This window comes from Allorhizobium borbori (genome assembly GCF_014196535.1).
GTDB lineage: Bacteria > Pseudomonadota > Alphaproteobacteria > Rhizobiales > Rhizobiaceae > Ectorhizobium > Ectorhizobium borbori.
Genome location: NZ_JACIDU010000004.1, coordinates 1 through 17,278, shown reverse-complemented (window position 1 = coordinate 17,278; position 17,278 = coordinate 1). Strand labels below are relative to the sequence as shown.

16 protein-coding genes and 1 tRNA gene are annotated in these 17,278 nt (G+C 59.6%); 4 read left to right on the top strand and 13 right to left on the bottom strand.

The features are described 5' to 3' along the window. Positions 1 to 9 precede the first annotated feature (9 nt). Positions 10 to 1,230: an MFS transporter gene (locus GGQ66_RS05805; RefSeq protein WP_183790399.1), complete on the top strand. Its 1,221-nt coding sequence runs from the start codon at positions 10 to 12 to the stop codon at positions 1,228 to 1,230. Here the strand turns inward: GGQ66_RS05805 and recO are convergent, their stop codons facing one another. The 7 genes from recO to rpoZ all read right to left on the bottom strand — a co-directional run bounded on the left by recO (position 1,231) and on the right by rpoZ (position 7,885). Continuing rightward, positions 1,231 to 1,992 (bottom strand): DNA repair protein RecO, encoded by a 762-nt coding sequence (gene recO, locus GGQ66_RS05800; protein WP_183790397.1) that lies wholly within the window; start codon positions 1,990 to 1,992, stop codon positions 1,231 to 1,233. A gap of 54 nt (positions 1,993 to 2,046) precedes the next feature. Continuing rightward, on the bottom strand, positions 2,047 to 3,009 hold the full coding sequence (era, locus tag GGQ66_RS05795) for a GTPase Era (RefSeq protein WP_183790395.1): 963 nt from the start codon (positions 3,007 to 3,009) through the stop codon (positions 2,047 to 2,049). Between the two features lie 7 nt (positions 3,010 to 3,016). Then, complete coding sequence (gene rnc / locus GGQ66_RS05790; RefSeq protein ID WP_183790392.1) at positions 3,017 to 3,736, bottom strand: ribonuclease III; 720 nt, start codon at positions 3,734 to 3,736, stop codon at positions 3,017 to 3,019. Then, positions 3,733 to 4,476 (bottom strand): signal peptidase I, encoded by a 744-nt coding sequence (lepB, locus tag GGQ66_RS05785; protein ID WP_183790390.1) that lies wholly within the window; start codon positions 4,474 to 4,476, stop codon positions 3,733 to 3,735. The genes rnc and lepB overlap by 4 nt, the downstream gene beginning before the upstream one ends. Before the next feature lie 81 nt (positions 4,477 to 4,557). After that, the gene (acpS, locus tag GGQ66_RS05780; RefSeq protein WP_183790388.1) at positions 4,558 to 4,977 is read right to left on the bottom strand and encodes a holo-ACP synthase; all 420 of its coding nucleotides are present in this window, start codon (positions 4,975 to 4,977) and stop codon (positions 4,558 to 4,560) included. Positions 4,978 to 5,008: 31 nt separating this feature from the next. Then, a complete protein-coding gene (locus GGQ66_RS05775) occupies positions 5,009 to 7,252 on the bottom strand; it encodes a RelA/SpoT family protein (RefSeq protein WP_183790386.1) in 2,244 nt (747 codons plus the stop codon). 228 nt (positions 7,253 to 7,480) lie between these two features. Beyond that, complete coding sequence (rpoZ, locus tag GGQ66_RS05770; protein ID WP_183790384.1) at positions 7,481 to 7,885, bottom strand: DNA-directed RNA polymerase subunit omega; 405 nt, start codon at positions 7,883 to 7,885, stop codon at positions 7,481 to 7,483. A gap of 276 nt (positions 7,886 to 8,161) precedes the next feature. Here rpoZ and GGQ66_RS05765 point away from each other — a divergent pair, with 276 nt between their 5' ends. Continuing rightward, a complete protein-coding gene (locus GGQ66_RS05765) occupies positions 8,162 to 8,728 on the top strand; it encodes a LabA-like NYN domain-containing protein (protein WP_183790382.1) in 567 nt (188 codons plus the stop codon). A gap of 71 nt (positions 8,729 to 8,799) precedes the next feature. Here the strand turns inward: GGQ66_RS05765 and GGQ66_RS05760 are convergent, their stop codons facing one another. The 4 genes from GGQ66_RS05760 to dapA form a co-directional block, all read right to left on the bottom strand. Beyond that, positions 8,800 to 9,177, bottom strand: a complete 378-nt coding sequence (locus tag GGQ66_RS05760) for a VOC family protein (RefSeq protein WP_183790381.1) — start codon at positions 9,175 to 9,177, stop codon at positions 8,800 to 8,802. 163 nt (positions 9,178 to 9,340) lie between these two features. After that, the gene (locus GGQ66_RS05755) at positions 9,341 to 9,757 is read right to left on the bottom strand and encodes a DUF3830 family protein (protein ID WP_183790380.1); all 417 of its coding nucleotides are present in this window, start codon (positions 9,755 to 9,757) and stop codon (positions 9,341 to 9,343) included. A gap of 132 nt (positions 9,758 to 9,889) precedes the next feature. After that, positions 9,890 to 10,369 carry an SsrA-binding protein SmpB gene (gene smpB / locus GGQ66_RS05750; RefSeq protein WP_183790379.1) on the bottom strand — a complete coding sequence of 160 codons (480 nt, stop codon included), beginning with the start codon at positions 10,367 to 10,369 and terminating at the stop codon, positions 9,890 to 9,892. Positions 10,370 to 10,458: 89 nt separating this feature from the next. Further along, the gene (dapA, locus tag GGQ66_RS05745; RefSeq protein WP_183790376.1) at positions 10,459 to 11,346 is read right to left on the bottom strand and encodes a 4-hydroxy-tetrahydrodipicolinate synthase; all 888 of its coding nucleotides are present in this window, start codon (positions 11,344 to 11,346) and stop codon (positions 10,459 to 10,461) included. Between the two features lie 213 nt (positions 11,347 to 11,559). Between dapA and GGQ66_RS05740 the strand changes: the two genes are divergently transcribed. Next, the gene (locus tag GGQ66_RS05740) at positions 11,560 to 13,614 is read left to right on the top strand and encodes a lytic transglycosylase domain-containing protein (RefSeq protein WP_183790375.1); all 2,055 of its coding nucleotides are present in this window, start codon (positions 11,560 to 11,562) and stop codon (positions 13,612 to 13,614) included. A 262-nt stretch (positions 13,615 to 13,876) separates the two neighbouring features. Here the strand turns inward: GGQ66_RS05740 and GGQ66_RS05735 are convergent, their stop codons facing one another. Together GGQ66_RS05735 and GGQ66_RS05730 are read right to left on the bottom strand one after the other, a co-directional pair. Beyond that, positions 13,877 to 14,869 (bottom strand): porin, encoded by a 993-nt coding sequence (locus tag GGQ66_RS05735; protein ID WP_183790374.1) that lies wholly within the window; start codon positions 14,867 to 14,869, stop codon positions 13,877 to 13,879. 485 nt (positions 14,870 to 15,354) lie between these two features. Continuing rightward, a complete protein-coding gene (locus GGQ66_RS05730; protein WP_183790372.1) occupies positions 15,355 to 16,347 on the bottom strand; it encodes a porin in 993 nt (330 codons plus the stop codon). 554 nt (positions 16,348 to 16,901) lie between these two features. Between GGQ66_RS05730 and GGQ66_RS05725 the strand changes: the two genes are divergently transcribed. Continuing rightward, a tRNA-Ser gene (locus tag GGQ66_RS05725) sits at positions 16,902 to 16,992 on the top strand. The last annotated feature ends 286 nt before the right edge of the window (positions 16,993 to 17,278 follow it).

Below are 17,278 nucleotides of genomic sequence, written 5' to 3'. Positions count from 1 at the left end.
GGAATCCTCATGTCGCCCGCCCAGCGCCCATCCCTGCCGTGGCTGATCATCATCAGCGGCTCATTGATCGCCATCCTGTCCATCGGGCCGCGTTCGGCCATGGGCTTCTTCCAGATTCCGCTGCTCACCGATACCGGCTGGGACCGCGCCACTTTCGGGCTGGCCATGGCACTCCAGAACCTTGCCTGGGGGCTCGGACAACCGCTGTTCGGCGCGGTGGCCGACAAATACGGCACGGGCCGCGTGCTCGTCATGTCGGGCCTGTTCTATGCCGCCGGCCTTACGCTGATGGCGCTCGGCCACTCGCCTGCCACGCTCTATGCCGGCGGCGGCGTGCTGGTCGGGCTTGGTGTCGCTGCCGGCTCCTTCGGCATCATCCTCTCGGCCTTTGCGCGCAATGTGACGCCGGAGCAGCGGTCCTTTGCCTTTGGTATCGGCACCGCCGCCGGTTCCGCCGGCATGTTCCTGTTCGCGCCGATCTCGCAGGCTCTGATCGCCGAGGTCGGCTGGTCGGACGGTTTGGTGTGGATCGGCTTCATGACGCTGCTCATTCCGGTGCTCGCCTGGCCGCTGCGGGGCAACGCGCAATCCGGCTCGCAGAAGATGGCCCATAGCGAGCAGACCGCCCGCCAGGCGCTGGTGGAGGCCTATGGTCACAAAAGCTATGTGCTGTTGACCATGGGCTTTTTTGTCTGCGGCTTTCAGGTGGCCTTCATCACCGCGCATTTCCCGGCCTACCTCAACGATCTCGGCATGCTGGCCCCCTGGCCGGTGATCGCCATGGCGCTGATCGGCTTCTTCAACATCATCGGCTCGCTCGGCGCCGGCTATCTCGGCCAGCGCTATTCCAAGCGCTGGATTCTCGCCTGGATCTATTTCGGGCGTTCCATTGCCGTCACGGCCTTCCTGCTTCTGCCGCAGAACCCGACCTCCGTCGTGATCTTCTCTGCCGTCATGGGCGTCTTATGGCTCTCCACCGTACCGCCGACAAACGCGCTCGTCGCCATCATGTTCGGCACGCGCCATCTCGGCCTGCTCGGTGGCCTCGTCTTCCTGTCGCATCAGGTAGGCTCGTTCCTTGGCGTCTACATGGGCGGCGTGCTCTATGACCGCCTGGGCTCCTATGATCTGGTTTGGTGGTTCGGCGTCCTGCTGGGCATTGCGGCCGGCCTCGTGCACCTGCCGATCCGTGAAACCGGCGTGGCGCGGCTGACACCCCAGACCACGTGATTATTCCGCCGCGGCAGAGGCCCCGGCGGCATCACAGCCCTTCAGCACGGCCTGAATGAAACTGTCCCTCACCGAGCCGCCGGTCGCCCCGCGCGGCTCGTAAACGTTTCGGGTGAGGAAGAAGCCTGTCAGACGGAAGGCATCTGCGAGCGCCGCACCCGTGGCGGGGCGGACCTCGTTCTGGGCACCGTTCAGGAAGTCCGGCAAAGCCAGAAGCCGTGGCGCATAGGGTTCGCCGGCCGCCCGGCAGACGGCGCGGCCCGATTTCGGCGAGACATAGACCAGTTCGTCCCGCCCGCCGGTCGCAGCGCATTCGGTGAGGTCGAGCCCGAAGCCGAGATCGTTGAGCACCGCGAGTTCAAAGCGCACGAACAGTTCGCCCGCCACCGCCGGTTCGCTCAAGTGATCGAGAACGACGCTCAGCCCCTCATAGAGATGGGGATGCGGATCGCGCTCCGGCAACAGCCGCAGGAGGGCGGCAAGCGCCTGCACGCCATAGACGGAAAGCGCCTTTTCCATCAGACCGGCGGCGCGCAGTCGCGTCGGCTCCAGACGGAAATCGCCGAGATGTTCGGAAAGCCTCGCCCGCCAGGTGGCATCGACGGCGTTGCCGGGTTGCAGCACCGGCTGCATGGCGCGCGAGCGCCCGGAACGGACGAGGCCCATGTGGCGGCCATGGCGGCGCGTCATCAGTTCGGCGACCACACTCGTCTCGCCGTGCCGGCGCACGCCAAGCACGATTGCCTCATCCTGCCATTCCATAGGGTCAAACGCTCCGGAAGTTCGATTCGAACTTACCGCATCCGCCCCGTTCTGTCATTCCCGGGGGAATTCGAGGCCCATTTCGCGGAAGCGCTCGGGATCGTCGCCCCAGTTTTCGCGCACCTTCACGAAGAGGAAGAGATGCACCGGCTGTTCGAGGATTTCCGACAATTCCTTGCGGGATGCCGTGGAAATCGCCTTGATCGTTTCACCGTTCTTGCCGAGTGCGATCTTCTTCTGGCTGTCGCGCTGGACATAGATGACCTGTTCGATGCGAACCGAGCCGTCCTTGCGCTCCTCCCACTTTTCCGTCTCGACATGCGAGGCATAGGGAAGTTCCTGATGCAGGCGCAAAAACACCTTTTCGCGGGTGATTTCCGCAGCAAGCTGGCGCATCGGCAAGTCGGAAATCTGGTCTTCCGGATAATACCACGGACCTTCCGGCAGCGTGCCGGCCAGATAATTCATAAGGTCATCGCAGCCGGAACCGGTCGTGGCCGAGATCATGAAGGTCCGCTCGAAGGGCACCACGGCGTTGGCATCGGAAGCAAGCTTCAGCAATTGCTCGTGCTGCACGCGGTCGATCTTGTTCAGGACGAGGATCTTCGGCTGGTGAACCTCTTTCAGGCCTTCCAGAATGGCCTCGGCATCGCCGCGCAGCCCGCGCTCGCTGTCGATCAGCAGCATGACGAAATCGGCGTCCTTCGCCCCACCCCAGGCCGACGTCACCATGGCGCGATCGAGCCTGCGTCGGGGCTTGAAGATACCGGGCGTATCCATGAACACGATCTGGGCGTTGTTATGGATGGCAATGCCGCGCACAACGGCGCGCGTCGTCTGCACCTTATGGCTGACGATGGACACCTTGGCGCCCACCAGACGGTTGAGCAGCGTCGACTTGCCCGCATTCGTCGGGCCGATCAGCGCCACAAAACCCGAATGGGTCGGGCCTGCCTCCACCGGCGATGCACCGTCTGCACCGCTCTCGGCGGTGAAATCCTCTTCCTGTCCGGTCATATTACCTTCACTTGTCGGAATTCTGTTTTTGCCAGACGCCTTCGCGCTCCAGCATACGTGTGGCCGCGACCTGTTCGGCGGCGCGGCGGGATCGGTCCGAACCGGTTTCCGGCGCAACCCCCTGCACTTCCACCGTCACGGTGAAGCGGGGATCGTGATCCGGACCGGAGCGGTCGTCAATGCGATAGCTCGGCGTTACCGCGAATTTTGCGTGCGCCCATTCCTGCAATTCGGTCTTGGCATCGCGGCGCAGTTCGGCAGAACCGATCGCGCGCTTTTCCCAGTAACGCTGAATGAACTTGCGGGCGGCCTCCAGGCCGCCATCGAGATAGATCGCGGCAATCAGGCTTTCCACCACGTCAGCGCGCACATTCATCATGCGTTTGCCCGTCAGCTTCTGCACATCAGCGCCGGTGCGGATGAAGAGATGCAACTCCATCTCGTCGGAAACGGCGGCACAGGTCTGGGCGCTTACAAGCTGGTTGAGGCGCACCGAAAGCTCGCCTTCACTGGCGGCGCGATAGCTGCGGAAGAGAAGCTCGGCAACGCAGAGGCCCAGCACCCGGTCGCCCAGAAATTCAAGTCGCTCATAATTGCCTTCACGACCATTCAGCGCACTGGAATGGGTGAGCGCCCGTTCGACGCGCCCCCAGTCCGTGAAACTGTGACCGATGGCCGTCTCGAGACGGCCCCGGTTTTCCGTCAGGAAGGACTTCTTCTTGCTCATTGGACGCTCTTGAACAGGCGGTCCCAACGCATGTTGGTCGGCCACTTCCAGACTTCGCGGAACGAGGTGTCGTTACCCAGCGAGAAGAAGATGACGCTTGCCTTGCCGATGAGGTTTTCGGCCGGCACGAAACCGACGGTGAAGCGGCTGTCGAGCGAGTTGTCACGGTTGTCGCCCATCATGAAGTAGTGGCCTTCCGGCACGATGAACTCGCGGGTGTTGTCGCCCAGCGAAACCGGCGACTGATCCAGCGTGTCATAGGTCACGCCATTGTCCATCGTCTCGCGGTAAACCGGGATGTCAGAGCCCGGCTCCTGGCCGTAATCGGAGGTGAACTTGCCGTCCTCGACCTTCGGAACCGGCTTGCCGTTGATGAACAACACGCCATTCGTCACCTGGATACGATCACCCGGCAGGCCGACGACACGCTTGATGTAGTCGATGCTGGTGTCGGACGGCAGGCGGAAGACGACGATATCGCCGCGCGCCGGCTCGGAGGCGAAGATGCGGCCCGAAAACAGGTTCGGCGAGAACGGCAGCGAATATTTAGAATAGCCGTAGGAGAACTTGTTGACGAAGAGATAGTCACCGACCAGCAGCGTCGGCATCATCGAGCCGGAGGGGATGGTGAACGGCTGGAAGAGGACCGTGCGGATGACCATGGCCAGCAAGAGCGCCTGAATGACGACCTTGATGTTTTCCCACAACGCGGTCTGCTTTGGTTCGGTTTTATCGGACACGGGGGTTCCATTCCTATAGTTCTGGCACCTGGACATCGTGCGCCCAATGGACGCGACGGTAACGGCGTTTTCCGGACTTCTCTAGCCCTTCACGGGCCCGGCGGCAAGCGGACGGGCCTCTATGATCACGAAAGCCTGAGCATAAGGGTGTTCATCGGTGATTGTCAGATGAATGAAGGCCTCGTGGCCCGCCGGCATCAGTTCGGCCAGCTTTTCCGCCGCACCGCCGGTCAGCACCATGGTGGGCTTGCCGCCGGGCAGGTTGACGACGCCCATGTCCTTCCAGAACACGCCGTTCGCAAGGCCCGTGCCCAGCGCCTTGGAGCAGGCCTCCTTGGCGGCGAAACGCTTGGCATAGGAGGCCGCACGGTTCTTGCGGCGCTCGGACTTTGCCTGCTCGATTTCGGTGAAGCAGCGCTTGACGAAACGCTCGCCGAAACGTTCGAGCGACTGCTCGACGCGGCGGATGTCGATGAGATCGCTGCCGATGCCGATGATCATGCCATTCTCCTTTGGGCCTGAGGACAGGCCGTCAGTCGTAAACCCGCTTGATCGTCGAAACGCAATCCTGTTCCTTCAGCCGGGAAATGAGCTGGCCAAGCTGGCGCAGATCCCAGACCTCCACGTCCACGGCCATCTCCGTGAAGTCGGTGGCCACACGCACCATGGAAAGTGTGCGGATGTTGACGTCGAGATCGGCGATGATCCGCGAGATGACGGCCAGCGCGCCGGGCTCGTTGATCGCGTTGATCAGGATACGGGCGGAAAAGCGGGCCTTGTTTCCTCCGTCCAGATCCCAGCGCACGTCGATCCAGCGTTCGGGTTCGTTGTCGAACTTCTGGAGCGCAGCGGCCTGGATCGGATAGATGGTGATGATGTTTTCTTTTTCAACGATGCCGATGATGCGATCGCCCGGCACGGCACCCGACGGCGCGAACTGCACCTGCACGCTGGCGGAAAGACCGCGGATCGGCACGGGCTCGGGACCATCCGGTCCCTCCTCCGTCGGCGCGGCAATGGTTTCGCCGGCCTTGCCCTTGTCGGGAATGCGGAACACCATGCCGGAGGCCGAACGGACGTTGAACCAGCCATCGTCGCTCGACTGCTTCACGGTGACGCGTTCGTCCTTGAAATCGGGATAGACGGCGCGCAGCACATCGAGCGAGGAGAGTTCGCCACGACCGACGGCGGCAACCGCATCCTCCACTTCCTTGTGGCCCAGACGGTGCAGCACCGGCTTCAGCGCATCGCGCGAAAAGACCTTGCCCGTGCGCTCGAAGGTGCGCTCCAGAATGCGGTGACCAAGACCTGAATACTGCTTGCGGATGGCCAGACGCGTGGCGCGGCGGATGGCGGCGCGGGCCTTGCCGGTCACGACGATCTCTTCCCACGCGGCCGGCGGCACCTGCACGCCGGAGCGGATGATCTCCACCTCGTCGCCATTGGCGAGCCGCGTGACAAGCGGCATCATACGGCCGTTGATCTTTGCGCCGACGCAGGTATCGCCGACATTGGTGTGCACCGCATAGGCGAAATCGATGGGGGTCGCGCCACGCGGCAGAGCAATCAGCTTGCCTTTGGGCGTGAAGCAGAAGACCTGATCCTGGAACAGTTCGAGCTTGGTGTGCTCCAGAAACTCCTCGGCATTATCACCATCGGCCAGCGCCTCGATGGTGTGGCGCAACCAGGAATAGGCGTTGGATTCGCGCGAAAGAACATCATCGCCGCCACCGGTGTTTTCGCCATCCTTGTAGAGCGTATGCGCCGCGATGCCGAATTCCGCGATCTCGTGCATCTGGAAGGTGCGGATCTGCAGTTCGATACGCTGGCGCGACGGGCCGACGATGGTGGTGTGCAGCGAGCGGTAATCGTTCTGCTTTGGCGTCGAGATGTAGTCCTTGAAGCGGCCCGGCACGACGCGCCAGCGGGTGTGAACGATGCCGAGTGCGCGATAGCACTCTTCCAGCTTGTTCACGAGAATGCGGAAACCGTAGACGTCCGAAAGCTGTTCGAAGGAGAGTGACTTCGACTGCATCTTGCGGAAGACCGAATAGGCCTTCTTCTGGCGTCCCTTGACCTCGGTGCCCAGCAGGCCGTTGGCGACCAGCAGATCGCGCAATTCGTCCTCGATCTTGTGAATGAGGCCTTCGTTGCGTTCGGACAACTCGCGCAGGCGCTTCGTCACCGTCTGGTAGGCATCGGGGTTCAGATGCTGGAAGGACAGTTCCTCCAGTTCCTCGCGCATGTCCTGCATACCCATGCGGCCGGCCAGCGGCGCATAGATATCCATGGTCTCCTCGGAAATGCGGGCACGCTTATCGGCCGGCATATGCTCCATGGTGCGCATGTTGTGCAGGCGGTCGGCCAGCTTGACAAGCAGGACGCGGACATCATCCGAAATGGCGAGCAGAAGCTTGCGCAGGTTTTCGGCCTGCTTGGCCTTTTTCGACACAAGGTCGAGCTTCTTGATCTTGGTCAGGCCCTCGACCAGCCGGCCGATTTCCTCGCCGAACAGTTCATCGATCTCGGCGCGGGTGGCCGTCGTATCCTCGATGGTATCGTGGAGAAGCGCGACCGCGATGGTCGATTCGTCCATGTGCAGTTCGGTGAGAATGGCGGCAACTTCAAGCGGATGCGAAATATAGGGATCGCCGCTGGCCCGTTTCTGCTGGCCATGCTTCTGCATGGCATAGACATAGGCTTTGTTCAGAAGGGCTTCGTTCGCATCTGGCTTGTATTTCTGAACCCGCTCGACGAGTTCGTATTGCCGCATCATTCCCTCGGGCTCTCCGCAAAGAAAAAGGGCGCCAGCGAAGGGCTGACGCACATCAAATCATGTCACCTTGCAAAGTGCCGCTGCGAACGCAGGCTGGCAAGCCGAAAATCGCTTACGAAAGAAGAATTTGGCCCAGTTCCAGGCAAGACTTGGCGCCTCCGGTCATTTTGCGAACCGGAAAGACGAAAATTGCCCCGAAACGCACCGTTTCGGGGCAATAGACGAAAATCAGTAGTCGTCGCTCTTTTCCGGCGGCACGAGACCTTCGATGCCGGCGAGAAGCTCTTCTTCCGACATCTGGTCGAAGGTCAGCGTTTCCGGCAGTTCGTCTTCCTCGCTATCGCTTGCAGCCGCAACACCGCCGGCGGAAATGAGGCTCGACGGATCGTGTTCCGGCTCGTCCACTTCCACATGCTTCTGCAGCGAGTGGATCAGGTCTTCCTTGAGGTCGTCGGGCGAAAGCGTTTCGTCGGCGATTTCGCGAAGGGCGACTACCGGGTTCTTGTCGTTGTCGCGATCAACCGTGATCTGCGCACCCTGGGAGATCTGGCGGGCGCGATGACCGGCGAGCAGCACAAGCTCGAAGCGGTTATCGACTTTGTCAATGCAATCTTCAACGGTGACGCGGGCCATAGCCAGTCCTTTGCGGTCTGAATTTCCTGGAATTAACTGAGGCCGATACATTCAAAACGCGGCGAATTCAAGTTTTTCCTCACTTCCTGACCATTGCGCCACCAGAAACCCTAAAAATGGGATTATTTTTCTTATCAACCTGTGCATGCTTGGAAAGCACGGAGAACTGCCCTAAATCCGCCGACATGGGCAGACTTGGAGGAGAGCTGTCACCATTTTCGAATGACCTACCCTTTCCGAAGTTTCGTCATTTCAAATAATAAGGATAAAAACGCCATGTTCGACCCAAGGGAAAAAATCGCGCTGTTTATCGATGGCGCCAATCTTTACGCAGCATCCAAAAGCATCGGCTTCGACATTGATTATCGCAAGCTTCTGAAAGCCTTCCAGAAGCGCGGCTATCTGTTGCGCGCCTATTATTATACGGCGCTGATCGAGGATCAGGAATACTCCTCCATCCGCCCGCTGATCGACTGGCTGGACTACAACGGCTACAAGGTCGTGACCAAGCCAGCGAAGGAATTCACCGACAGCATGGGACGCCGCAAGATCAAGGGCAACATGGACATCGAACTGGCCATCGATGCGATGGAACAGTCCGAAACCGTCGATCATCTCGTGATCTTTTCCGGCGACGGCGATTTCACCACCCTGGTGGAAGCCCTTCAGCGCAAAGGCCGCAAGGTTTCGGTCGTCTCTACCATGGCCACCCAGCCGCCGATGATTGCCGACGACCTGCGCCGCCAGGCCGACCACTTCATCGACCTCTCCACACTCAAGGCGGAAATCGGCCGTGATGCCTCCGAGCGCCCGGTGCGGGCGGCGGAACCGGCTGACGATTAAGGCTGAAACCCACGCCTGCAAACCTTCACCAGCCCTCCCGTGAAGAGAGGGCTGGCAAAAAGGCGGGAGGTTCAGATCGCCTGACCAACGTCGATACGGTTGCCGTCGGGATCTTCGAAAACAAAGGCTCTGAGACCGTAATCCTTGTCCTGAAGGCGCTTTATGATGCGTATGCCGTGCCGCTCGCAGACAGCATAAAGCGCATCGGCATTATCGACCATCAGATGCGCTAGATTGAAACGGGTTGCCTTATGGTCGGGCTGCAAGGTCAGATGCAATTCCCCCGCATCGCGCTTCAAGATCATGAACCCGACGGGAGAGCCATTCTCGAACACCTTCCTGAAACCCAGGACGGTCGTGTAGAAATCATGCGCCTTGCCGATATCCTTGACTGGAATCATAGGCGCAATGCGCCCAAAGCGGACGCCGTGATCGGAAATGTCGTTCATATGAGTTGCCGGTTGCGGACAAGCAGTGCGTCTTCCGGTCGGTGCCGTGAACCATGCTTTCCGTATCAAAAGTTGGCACGGCGGTGCGTACCGGGTCGCAGATACCCGACACCAACCTATGCGAGGGATCGCGAGCCGGCAAGATGCCTTGACCGACTAACGATCAGTCCAGCGCCTCGAATATCACCGGCTGCGCGCCCTTCCACAGCACCGTCTTGCCCATGGCTTCAAGGCTTTCCATGCCGTCGATCACGGTGAGAAAATGGTTGCCGGCGAGCGCGCCCATCTTGGACGCGAAAGAGGAGGAACCATAGGCAAAGAGAAGTTCGGTTTCGCTGTGGCCGCCGGGATAAAGCAGAATATCCCCCCGCGACGGATGGCAGGTGTGATTCTCGAAGCCCACGCCGAAATCGAATTCGCCGAGCGGCACCCAGACCGCCTCGCCGCTCCAGCGCGAATGGATGACCTGATTGGAAAATGGCAGAAAACGACGGAAGGCCCTGCAGGTTTCCGGTGCGCGCTCTTCTTCCATCTTCGCGATAAAAGAATAGGCGCCGGCGGTAATCTTCAGTTTCGACATGCTGCTTCCTTTTGTTTCTTCCCCGACCCCGCGCGGCAACCGCTCTGCCGGCCCTGCGCTCACGCTCCGGGCGTTCGTCGCTGCAATCGATTCACTGGATCGATTGCTTAGACCTGACGGTCCAACCGCTCCTCACCCCCTGTTTTTCATGAGGCGGGATTTTTCGCGGTTCCAGTCGCGGGCCTTTTCAGTCTCACGTTTGTCGTGCAACTTCTTGCCCTTGCCGAGAGCAAGCTCCATCTTGGCGCGGCCCTGATCGTTGAAATAGATCTTCAGCGGGATGAGCGTCATACCTTCACGGCTGATGGCGACGCGCAGGCGGTTGATTTCGCGCTTGGACATCAACAGCTTGCGGCGACGGCGCGGCTCGTGGTTGAAGCGGTTGGCCTGCAGATATTCCGGCAGGTAGGAATTAATCAGCCACAGTTCGCCATCCTCATCCGAGGCATAGGATTCGGCGATATTGGCCTTGCCCTCGCGCAGGGACTTGACCTCCGTGCCCATGAGAACGAGGCCCGCTTCATAGGTATCGACGATTTCGTAGTTGAAGCGCGCCTTGCGGTTTTCCGCCACGATTTTCTTGACGACGCGCTGACTGCCTTTGGGGGCCATGACCATTTCCGTTTCATAAAAGCGCCCTCCCTGATGCGGGAAGGCGCAACTTTTCTCTTATATAGTGCGGTTTGGCCCCGCGTGAAGCCTCAGTTCAGGAGGCCCGCATGGATAAGCGCGGCATCCATTGCGCTTTCCGTTGCCGGTTCCAGTGCCGTCATGAGCGGCGAACGCACCGTGCGCGTGACCTTGCGGCCAATGCGCGACAGACCGTATTTCGCGCCGCAGACACCTGGCTCCAGAAAGATCGCCTTGTGCAACGGCATCAGTCGATCCTGATACTCCAGCGCCTTGGCATAATCGCCAGCCGCCAGTGCATTCTGGAACTCCGCACAGAGACGCGGCGCGACATTGGCCGTGACCGAAATACAGCCGACACCGCCATGGGCATAGTGCCCGAGCGCCGTGCCATCCTCGCCCGAAAGCTGGATGAAATCCTTGCCGCAGGTGATGCGCTGATCGGAAACGCGCTCGATCTTGCCCGTCGCATCCTTGACGCCAACGATATTCTTGTAAGCCTTGGCAAGCGCACCCATCGTTTCCGGCGACATATCCACCACCGAGCGCGGCGGGATATTATAGATGATGATCGGCAGCGTCGATGCTTCGGCAATCGCGGCGAAATGCGCGTAAAGACCCTTCTGGGTCGGCTTGTTGTAATAGGGCGTCACCACGAGCAGCGCATCCGCGCCGGCCTTTTCGGCGTGAAGGGCGAAATCGATCGCTTCCACCGTATTGTTGGAGCCTGCACCCGCTATGACCGGAACCCGTTTTTTCGCCGCCTCGACGCACAGTTCAATGACGCGCTTGTGCTCGTCATGCGAAAGCGTCGGCGATTCACCCGTCGTGCCGACCGGAACGAGGCCGTGGCTGCCTTCGGCAATCTGCCATTCGACATGGCTGACGAAAGCATCTTCATCGACAGCGCCCGCTTCAGTGAACGGAGTGATCAGGGCGGGAATGGATCCCTTGAACATGCAATACTCCTTGGCCGGGACGTGAAGGTCTCGACCGCATTCGGCGTTAAAACTGGCGCACCTTAAATCGCGTCGCCTTCCGCTTCAAGCGAAGAGCCGACGCCAACTCCGTGCTAAATCACAGAAAGGCCGGAATTTTCAGCCTTTTGATAGTATTCTGTTAACAATAAGCTCCGTTAATGGAATGATAAGGGTCTGATACGGAATTAAGCCATGCGCGATCGCGTTACGGGCATCATCGTTACGGGTGCGCTTCTTGCAGGCACCGGCACAGCGTTGTCCGCCTCGGCCAGCGTCAGCGTTGCTGCGCCCGTCGAGAAGGCCGAGGTTACACCCGACCGTGGCAATATCACCGGCGCTATTCCCCGCCCCATGGTCACGTCGACGACCGTCAACCCGCAACTCAAGACGGCACTCGATGCACTGGCCACGCGTCAGGCATTGCAGGCGCTTGCTATTCGCGACGCGATGGACCCCAACACGCTCGACCGGCACATCCTGACCTGGGCCATCGCCGTCTCGGGCCAGTCGCAGGTGCCTTCTCGCGAGATCATCGAGGCGCGGCAGGAGCTTCAGGGCTGGCCCGGCCTTTCCAATCTCCGGCGCTATCTGGAACAGGCGCTTTACCGCGAAAACGCGCCGACAGCGGTGGTTCTGGCGCAGCTTCGCGACGATCCGCCGGAAACGGCGGAAGGCGCAGCGGTTCTTGCCCGGGCGCTTTCCGAAAACGGCAAGCAGACCGACGCCACCCGCATGTTGGCGCGGTTCTGGACCACCAACCGGCTGGACGTGGCGGGAGAAGACCTCGTTCTCAACGCTTTCCCCAACCTGATCTCCGCCGAAACGCACAAGGCGCGGATGGACTATCTGCTCTATCTCGGCCAGGCAGCCCAGGCGAAACGCTTCGGTGTACTCGGCAAAGCGCAATCGCTTCATGCTGCCCGCGCCGCCGTTATCCAGCGTTCACCCAAGGCCGACAGCCTGATCGCCGCCGTCGACGCGCGCTGGAAGAACGATCCTGGCCTGCTCTTTGCCCGCATCAAGCGCCTGCAACAACAGGATAAGTTCGAGGCCGCCGCCGCGCTGCTCACGCAGGCACCGCGCGACAAGGCAGACCTCGTCAATCCCGGTGAGTGGTGGATCGAGGAGCGGATCATCAGCCGCGGGTTGCTCGATGCCGGAAAGTTTCAGGCCGCCTACGACATCGCCGCCAACCATTCGGCAGCGAGTGCCGTCGATGTCGCAGAGGCCGAATTTCACGCCGGGTGGTATGCGCTGCGCGCGCTGCAGAAGCCGGAGCTGGCGGCAACCCACTTTCGCCGGATACTTACCGCCTCGGCCCGCCCGCTTTCGGCATCGCGCGCATGGTATTGGCTCGGCCGTGCGGCGGATGCGGGAGCAAAGGGCAAAGCGGAGGAGTTCTATGCGAAGGCCGCCCAGCATTCGAGCACGTTTTACGGGCAACTGGCTGGCGCGCGCCTGAAGCAGTCACGCCTCACCATCGCCTATCCCACCGTTACGACAGAGGACCGGGCTCGCTTCAACAATCGCGAAGCCGTTCGCGCCATAGAGCGCCTGACAGCGGCCGGCCATGCCAATCGTGCTGTGCTGCTTTATCACAGCCTTGCTGCTGAACTCACAAGCCCCGGCGAACTCGCCATCCTCGCATCCCAGGCTGAACGCGCCGGCAACCACCAGCTTTCGCTGCAAATCGGCAAGGTTGCCTATGGACGGGGTATCGACGTCCCGGCGCTCGCTTTCCCGGTCGGGGTAATCCCCGCTTCCGCCAATATCGCAGGCTCCGGCAAGGCCCTCGCCTACTCGATCGCCCGCCAGGAAAGCGCGTTCAATCCTTCGGCTGTTTCCTCCGCAAATGCGCAGGGACTGCTTCAGATCTTGCCCGGTACCGCCAAGATGGTGGCCGCGCGCCATGGCATTGCCTTTGCCCCCGCCAAGCTGACAACCGACCCCGGCTATAACGCAACGATCGGTGCGCATTATCTCGGCGAACAGATCGACGCCTTCAACGGCTCCTATATTCTCACCTTCGTCGCCTACAATGCCGGTCCCGGCCGTGTTCCCGACTGGCTGTCGCGCTACGGCGACCCACGCGGCAAACCGATTGACGATGTGGTGGACTGGATCGAGCGAATTCCGTTCCAGGAAACGCGCAACTACGTTCAGCGCGTGATGGAGAACTATCAGGTCTACAAGGTTCGCCTCGGCCAAACCGCCGACATCGAGAAAGACCTGCGCTTCGGGCGCTAAAGTGTGCTGCAGTCTTGCGCCAACGACATGCGAAAAATCAAGAATATAAAGCGTGGGAGCGAATCTGAAAGATCGCGACGCGCTTAACGTCCGTACACGCCGCGCCACCGGTTGGCGTATGAGCTTGCACTCCTCCCCCGAAGACCGTTCAAGGTGGTCGACGCCAAGCGTCGTCGCTTCGATGCAAGGTGTCTCTGGACAGGTGCTCAAACGCAGAAAAGCCCGACCGAAGCCGGGCTTTCCGCAATTCGATCAGATCGAATTAGAAGTTGCGCTGCAGACGCAGGAAGCCAGACGTATCGTCGCCACCCTTGTCGAAGTCGATGTAGTTGACCGTGGCAAGAGCCGTCAGACCGGAAACAATCTGATATTCAGCCGTCAGACCAACCTTCCAGGCGTCGTTACCGGACACCAGGTTGTAATCCCAGAAGTACTGGGCAGCCGGGGTGATCGTGAGCTTGTCGGTAGCCTTGAAGGCGTAGTCGGCAGCAACGGTCCACTCAGACACTGCATAGTAAGCGTTGTCGCCGGAAGCGTAGGCAGCGGCCAGTTCGAAGGTGCCCGGACCAACGTCGGCAGAAACAATACCGCGAACAGCGAATTCTTCAGCGTCGGTATCATAGGCACCAAGCAGGTTAGCCTTGACCGGGCCGAAGGCGCCAGCGAGGTAACCAGCAATACCTACGTTTGCATCGTGGGTGGTCGGGAGTTCGTCAACCGACAGGCCAGCGGTGAAAGCGTCGGTCGAATACACGTAACGAGCCGAAGCAAACAGCGAGTTGGTGGACAGTTCGTCGGTTTCGCCGAGCAGATCGTCATCCCACCAGCTGTAGAACTTACCAACGCGAACGCCAGCCAGATCGATGTAGGCCTGTTCAAGTTCGAAGTAGTTAGCTTCGTCGTAGACACCATCACGGTTCTTCGAAGCATTCGCACGGAACTGAATAAAGCTCGTGAGCGTGCCGAGTTCAGTGTCGTTACGGGCGTCGATGTTCAGACGGCCGCGAGCAAACACGTCGTAGTCGGAGAATTCAGACGTACCACGACCGATATCGAGCTGAACACGAACGTAGCCACCGATCTTGAGGCAGGTTTCGGTGCCCGGGATGTAGAAGAAGCCCGTGCCGAAAGCGTCGCAAACGCGAACGTATTCCACAGCTTCCGGTTCAGCAGCAACGATAGCGTCGGCAGCCTGTGCGCCAGAAACAGCGGCCAGAGCAGCCGCGGAGCCGATGAGAAGGCTCTTGATGTTCATTGTTGACCTCCAGTCAAGTTTAACAAGGATTCGGGGACCTCTTGGGATTGACCCCGACGAACCCGCTACTCTGAAGACGGACGATCCACCGCCTCGCTTCATGATTCCCAAGATACAGCCAGACTGATTATGCGCAATGCCGGCCAGCGTTTTTCCTGAACTCACCGATCGTCATCATGAGAGCGTGTTGCATGAGAGACACATTTCCGTCGCAGAGATGGCAAAAATTTAGATTTTGTTAAGGAAATCAACAGGTCTGACCGTAGTACGACCGCCCGGTCAAAGCTTCATATGAGCGAAAAAATGCGCCATTTCGCTACAAGCGAACGATTCTGCCAATTGCCCCCTGGTCCAGAACGCTCTTCGATCGGACTGTAATGTGCGCGCCTGATAATACCCGGAAGCCTTCGAACGACGCCCGACCTCATATTTAAACACAAAAAGCCCGGCCAAGGCCGGGCTTTTCGCAATTCGATCAGATCGAATTAGAAGTTGCGCTGCAGACGCAGGAAGCCAGAGGTCGTATCGTCGCCATTGTCGATATCGAGGTAGTTGACCGTGGCGAGAGCCGTCAGACCGGAAACGATCTTGTACTCAGCCGTCAGACCAACCTTCCAAGCGTCGTCGTTGGAGAACTTGTAATCACCGAAGTACTGAGCGGCCGGGGTGATCGTCAGCTTGTCGGTAGCCTTGAAAGCGTAGGCACCAGCAACAGCCCACTCCGATTCGCGGTAGTAAGCGTTCGGGTCGCTGGCGTATACACCAGCCAGTTCGAAGCTACCCGGACCGACTTCAGCCGTGATGATGCCACGGACTGCGCCAGCTTCGTTGTCGGTGTCATAACCACCGATGACGGTTGCCTTGACCGGACCGAAAGCGCCGGAGATCATGCCTGCAATGCCGACGTTGGCATCACGGGTCGTGTAGGTCAGCTCGTCAACCGAAAGGCCAGCCGAGAAAGCGTCAGCCGAGTAGACATAACGAGCCGAAGCGAACAGCGTGTCGGTACCGAGCACGTCGGTTTCACCGGCAATGCCATCGTCCCACCAGCTGTAGAACTTACCAACGCGAACGCCGGCCAGATCAATGTAGCCCTGCTCAAGTTCAAAGTAGTTGGCCTCATCGAAGTCAGCGCCGCGCTTCTTCGAAGCGTTGGCACGGAACTGAATGAAGCTCGTCAGCGTGCCGAGCTCAGTATCGTTGCGGGCATCAACGTTCAGACGTGCACGAGCGAAGAGGTCATAGTCAGAGAATTCCGACGTGCCCTTACCAACATCCAACTGAACGCGAACATAGCCGCCGATCTTGAGGCAGGTTTCGGTGCCCGGGATGTAGAAGAAGCCGGTGCCGAAAGCGTCGCAAACGCGAACGTATTCCACAGCTTCCGGTTCAGCAGCGACGATAGCGTCTGCAGCCTGAGCGCCGGAAACGGCTGCCAGAGCAGCCACGGAGCCAATGAGAAGGCTCTTGATGTTCATTGTTGACCTCCAGTCAAGTTTCACAAAGGGTTGGGTTCTTAGCTGAAGGACAGCATTCCCTGCCCCATCCCCAAAAGGTTTTTCAGAAGTTGGACGATCCACCGCCTCGCTTCCGGGGTTGAAGATACGAATGCGGAGACAAGGCGCAATCCCAAATCGTTCGCTTTCCACGATCCCTAGTAGCGCTTCAATTCCCACTGTTGCAAATTCAGCACAAAATGCGGGCGACGGCCCAACTTATTAACAAGTGCTTAAAAGTCCTTTTGTGACAATAACTTGACGAAGGGAAACCGTGTGCGTCGCAACATGATATACAGCATCTTTTTGCGATCCAGGTCCCGGCAGGGCACGGTTTCGCAGGCTTGCCGAGTACAGTACGGTCGCTCCACGCAGCTGCGAAGTCAGCCGTTCAGCGTCGGTGGCCCCCAGCTCACCCTATGAATATGTCTCACGCGTCTGCGCCCGGAGAATCGCTGCGGGAAAATCTGGAAAAGCATCCGTTCCCCGAATTTACGCTTGATCGCCAACGCAAACTCACATAATCAGGCCGCACCGGAGAGGTGGCCGAGTGGTCGAAGGCGCTCCCCTGCTAAGGGAGTATACGTCAAAAGCGTATCGTGGGTTCGAATCCCATCCTCTCCGCCATTAAAGCAATTCCAAAATCGATATCAGGCAGCTCTGGAATGTTCCGGCTGTGTGCTTTATTGTCGGCCAACACCGGTTTGATCCGGCGTCGGGAGAGCGGCGTTTGCCGCGCAGGCGCCAGAGTATTTCTGGTAATCACGGGTCACCGGAAATGCTCTATCCTTTTGTTTTCTCCGCATTGTCCGACGCCGAAGCGAGCATGCTTCGGCTGGAAATGCTTGTCTTATGATTTCCGTGCTTCTTCATGAGATAAAGAAGCGCCGGAGAGGACGGCCATCCTTCTCCG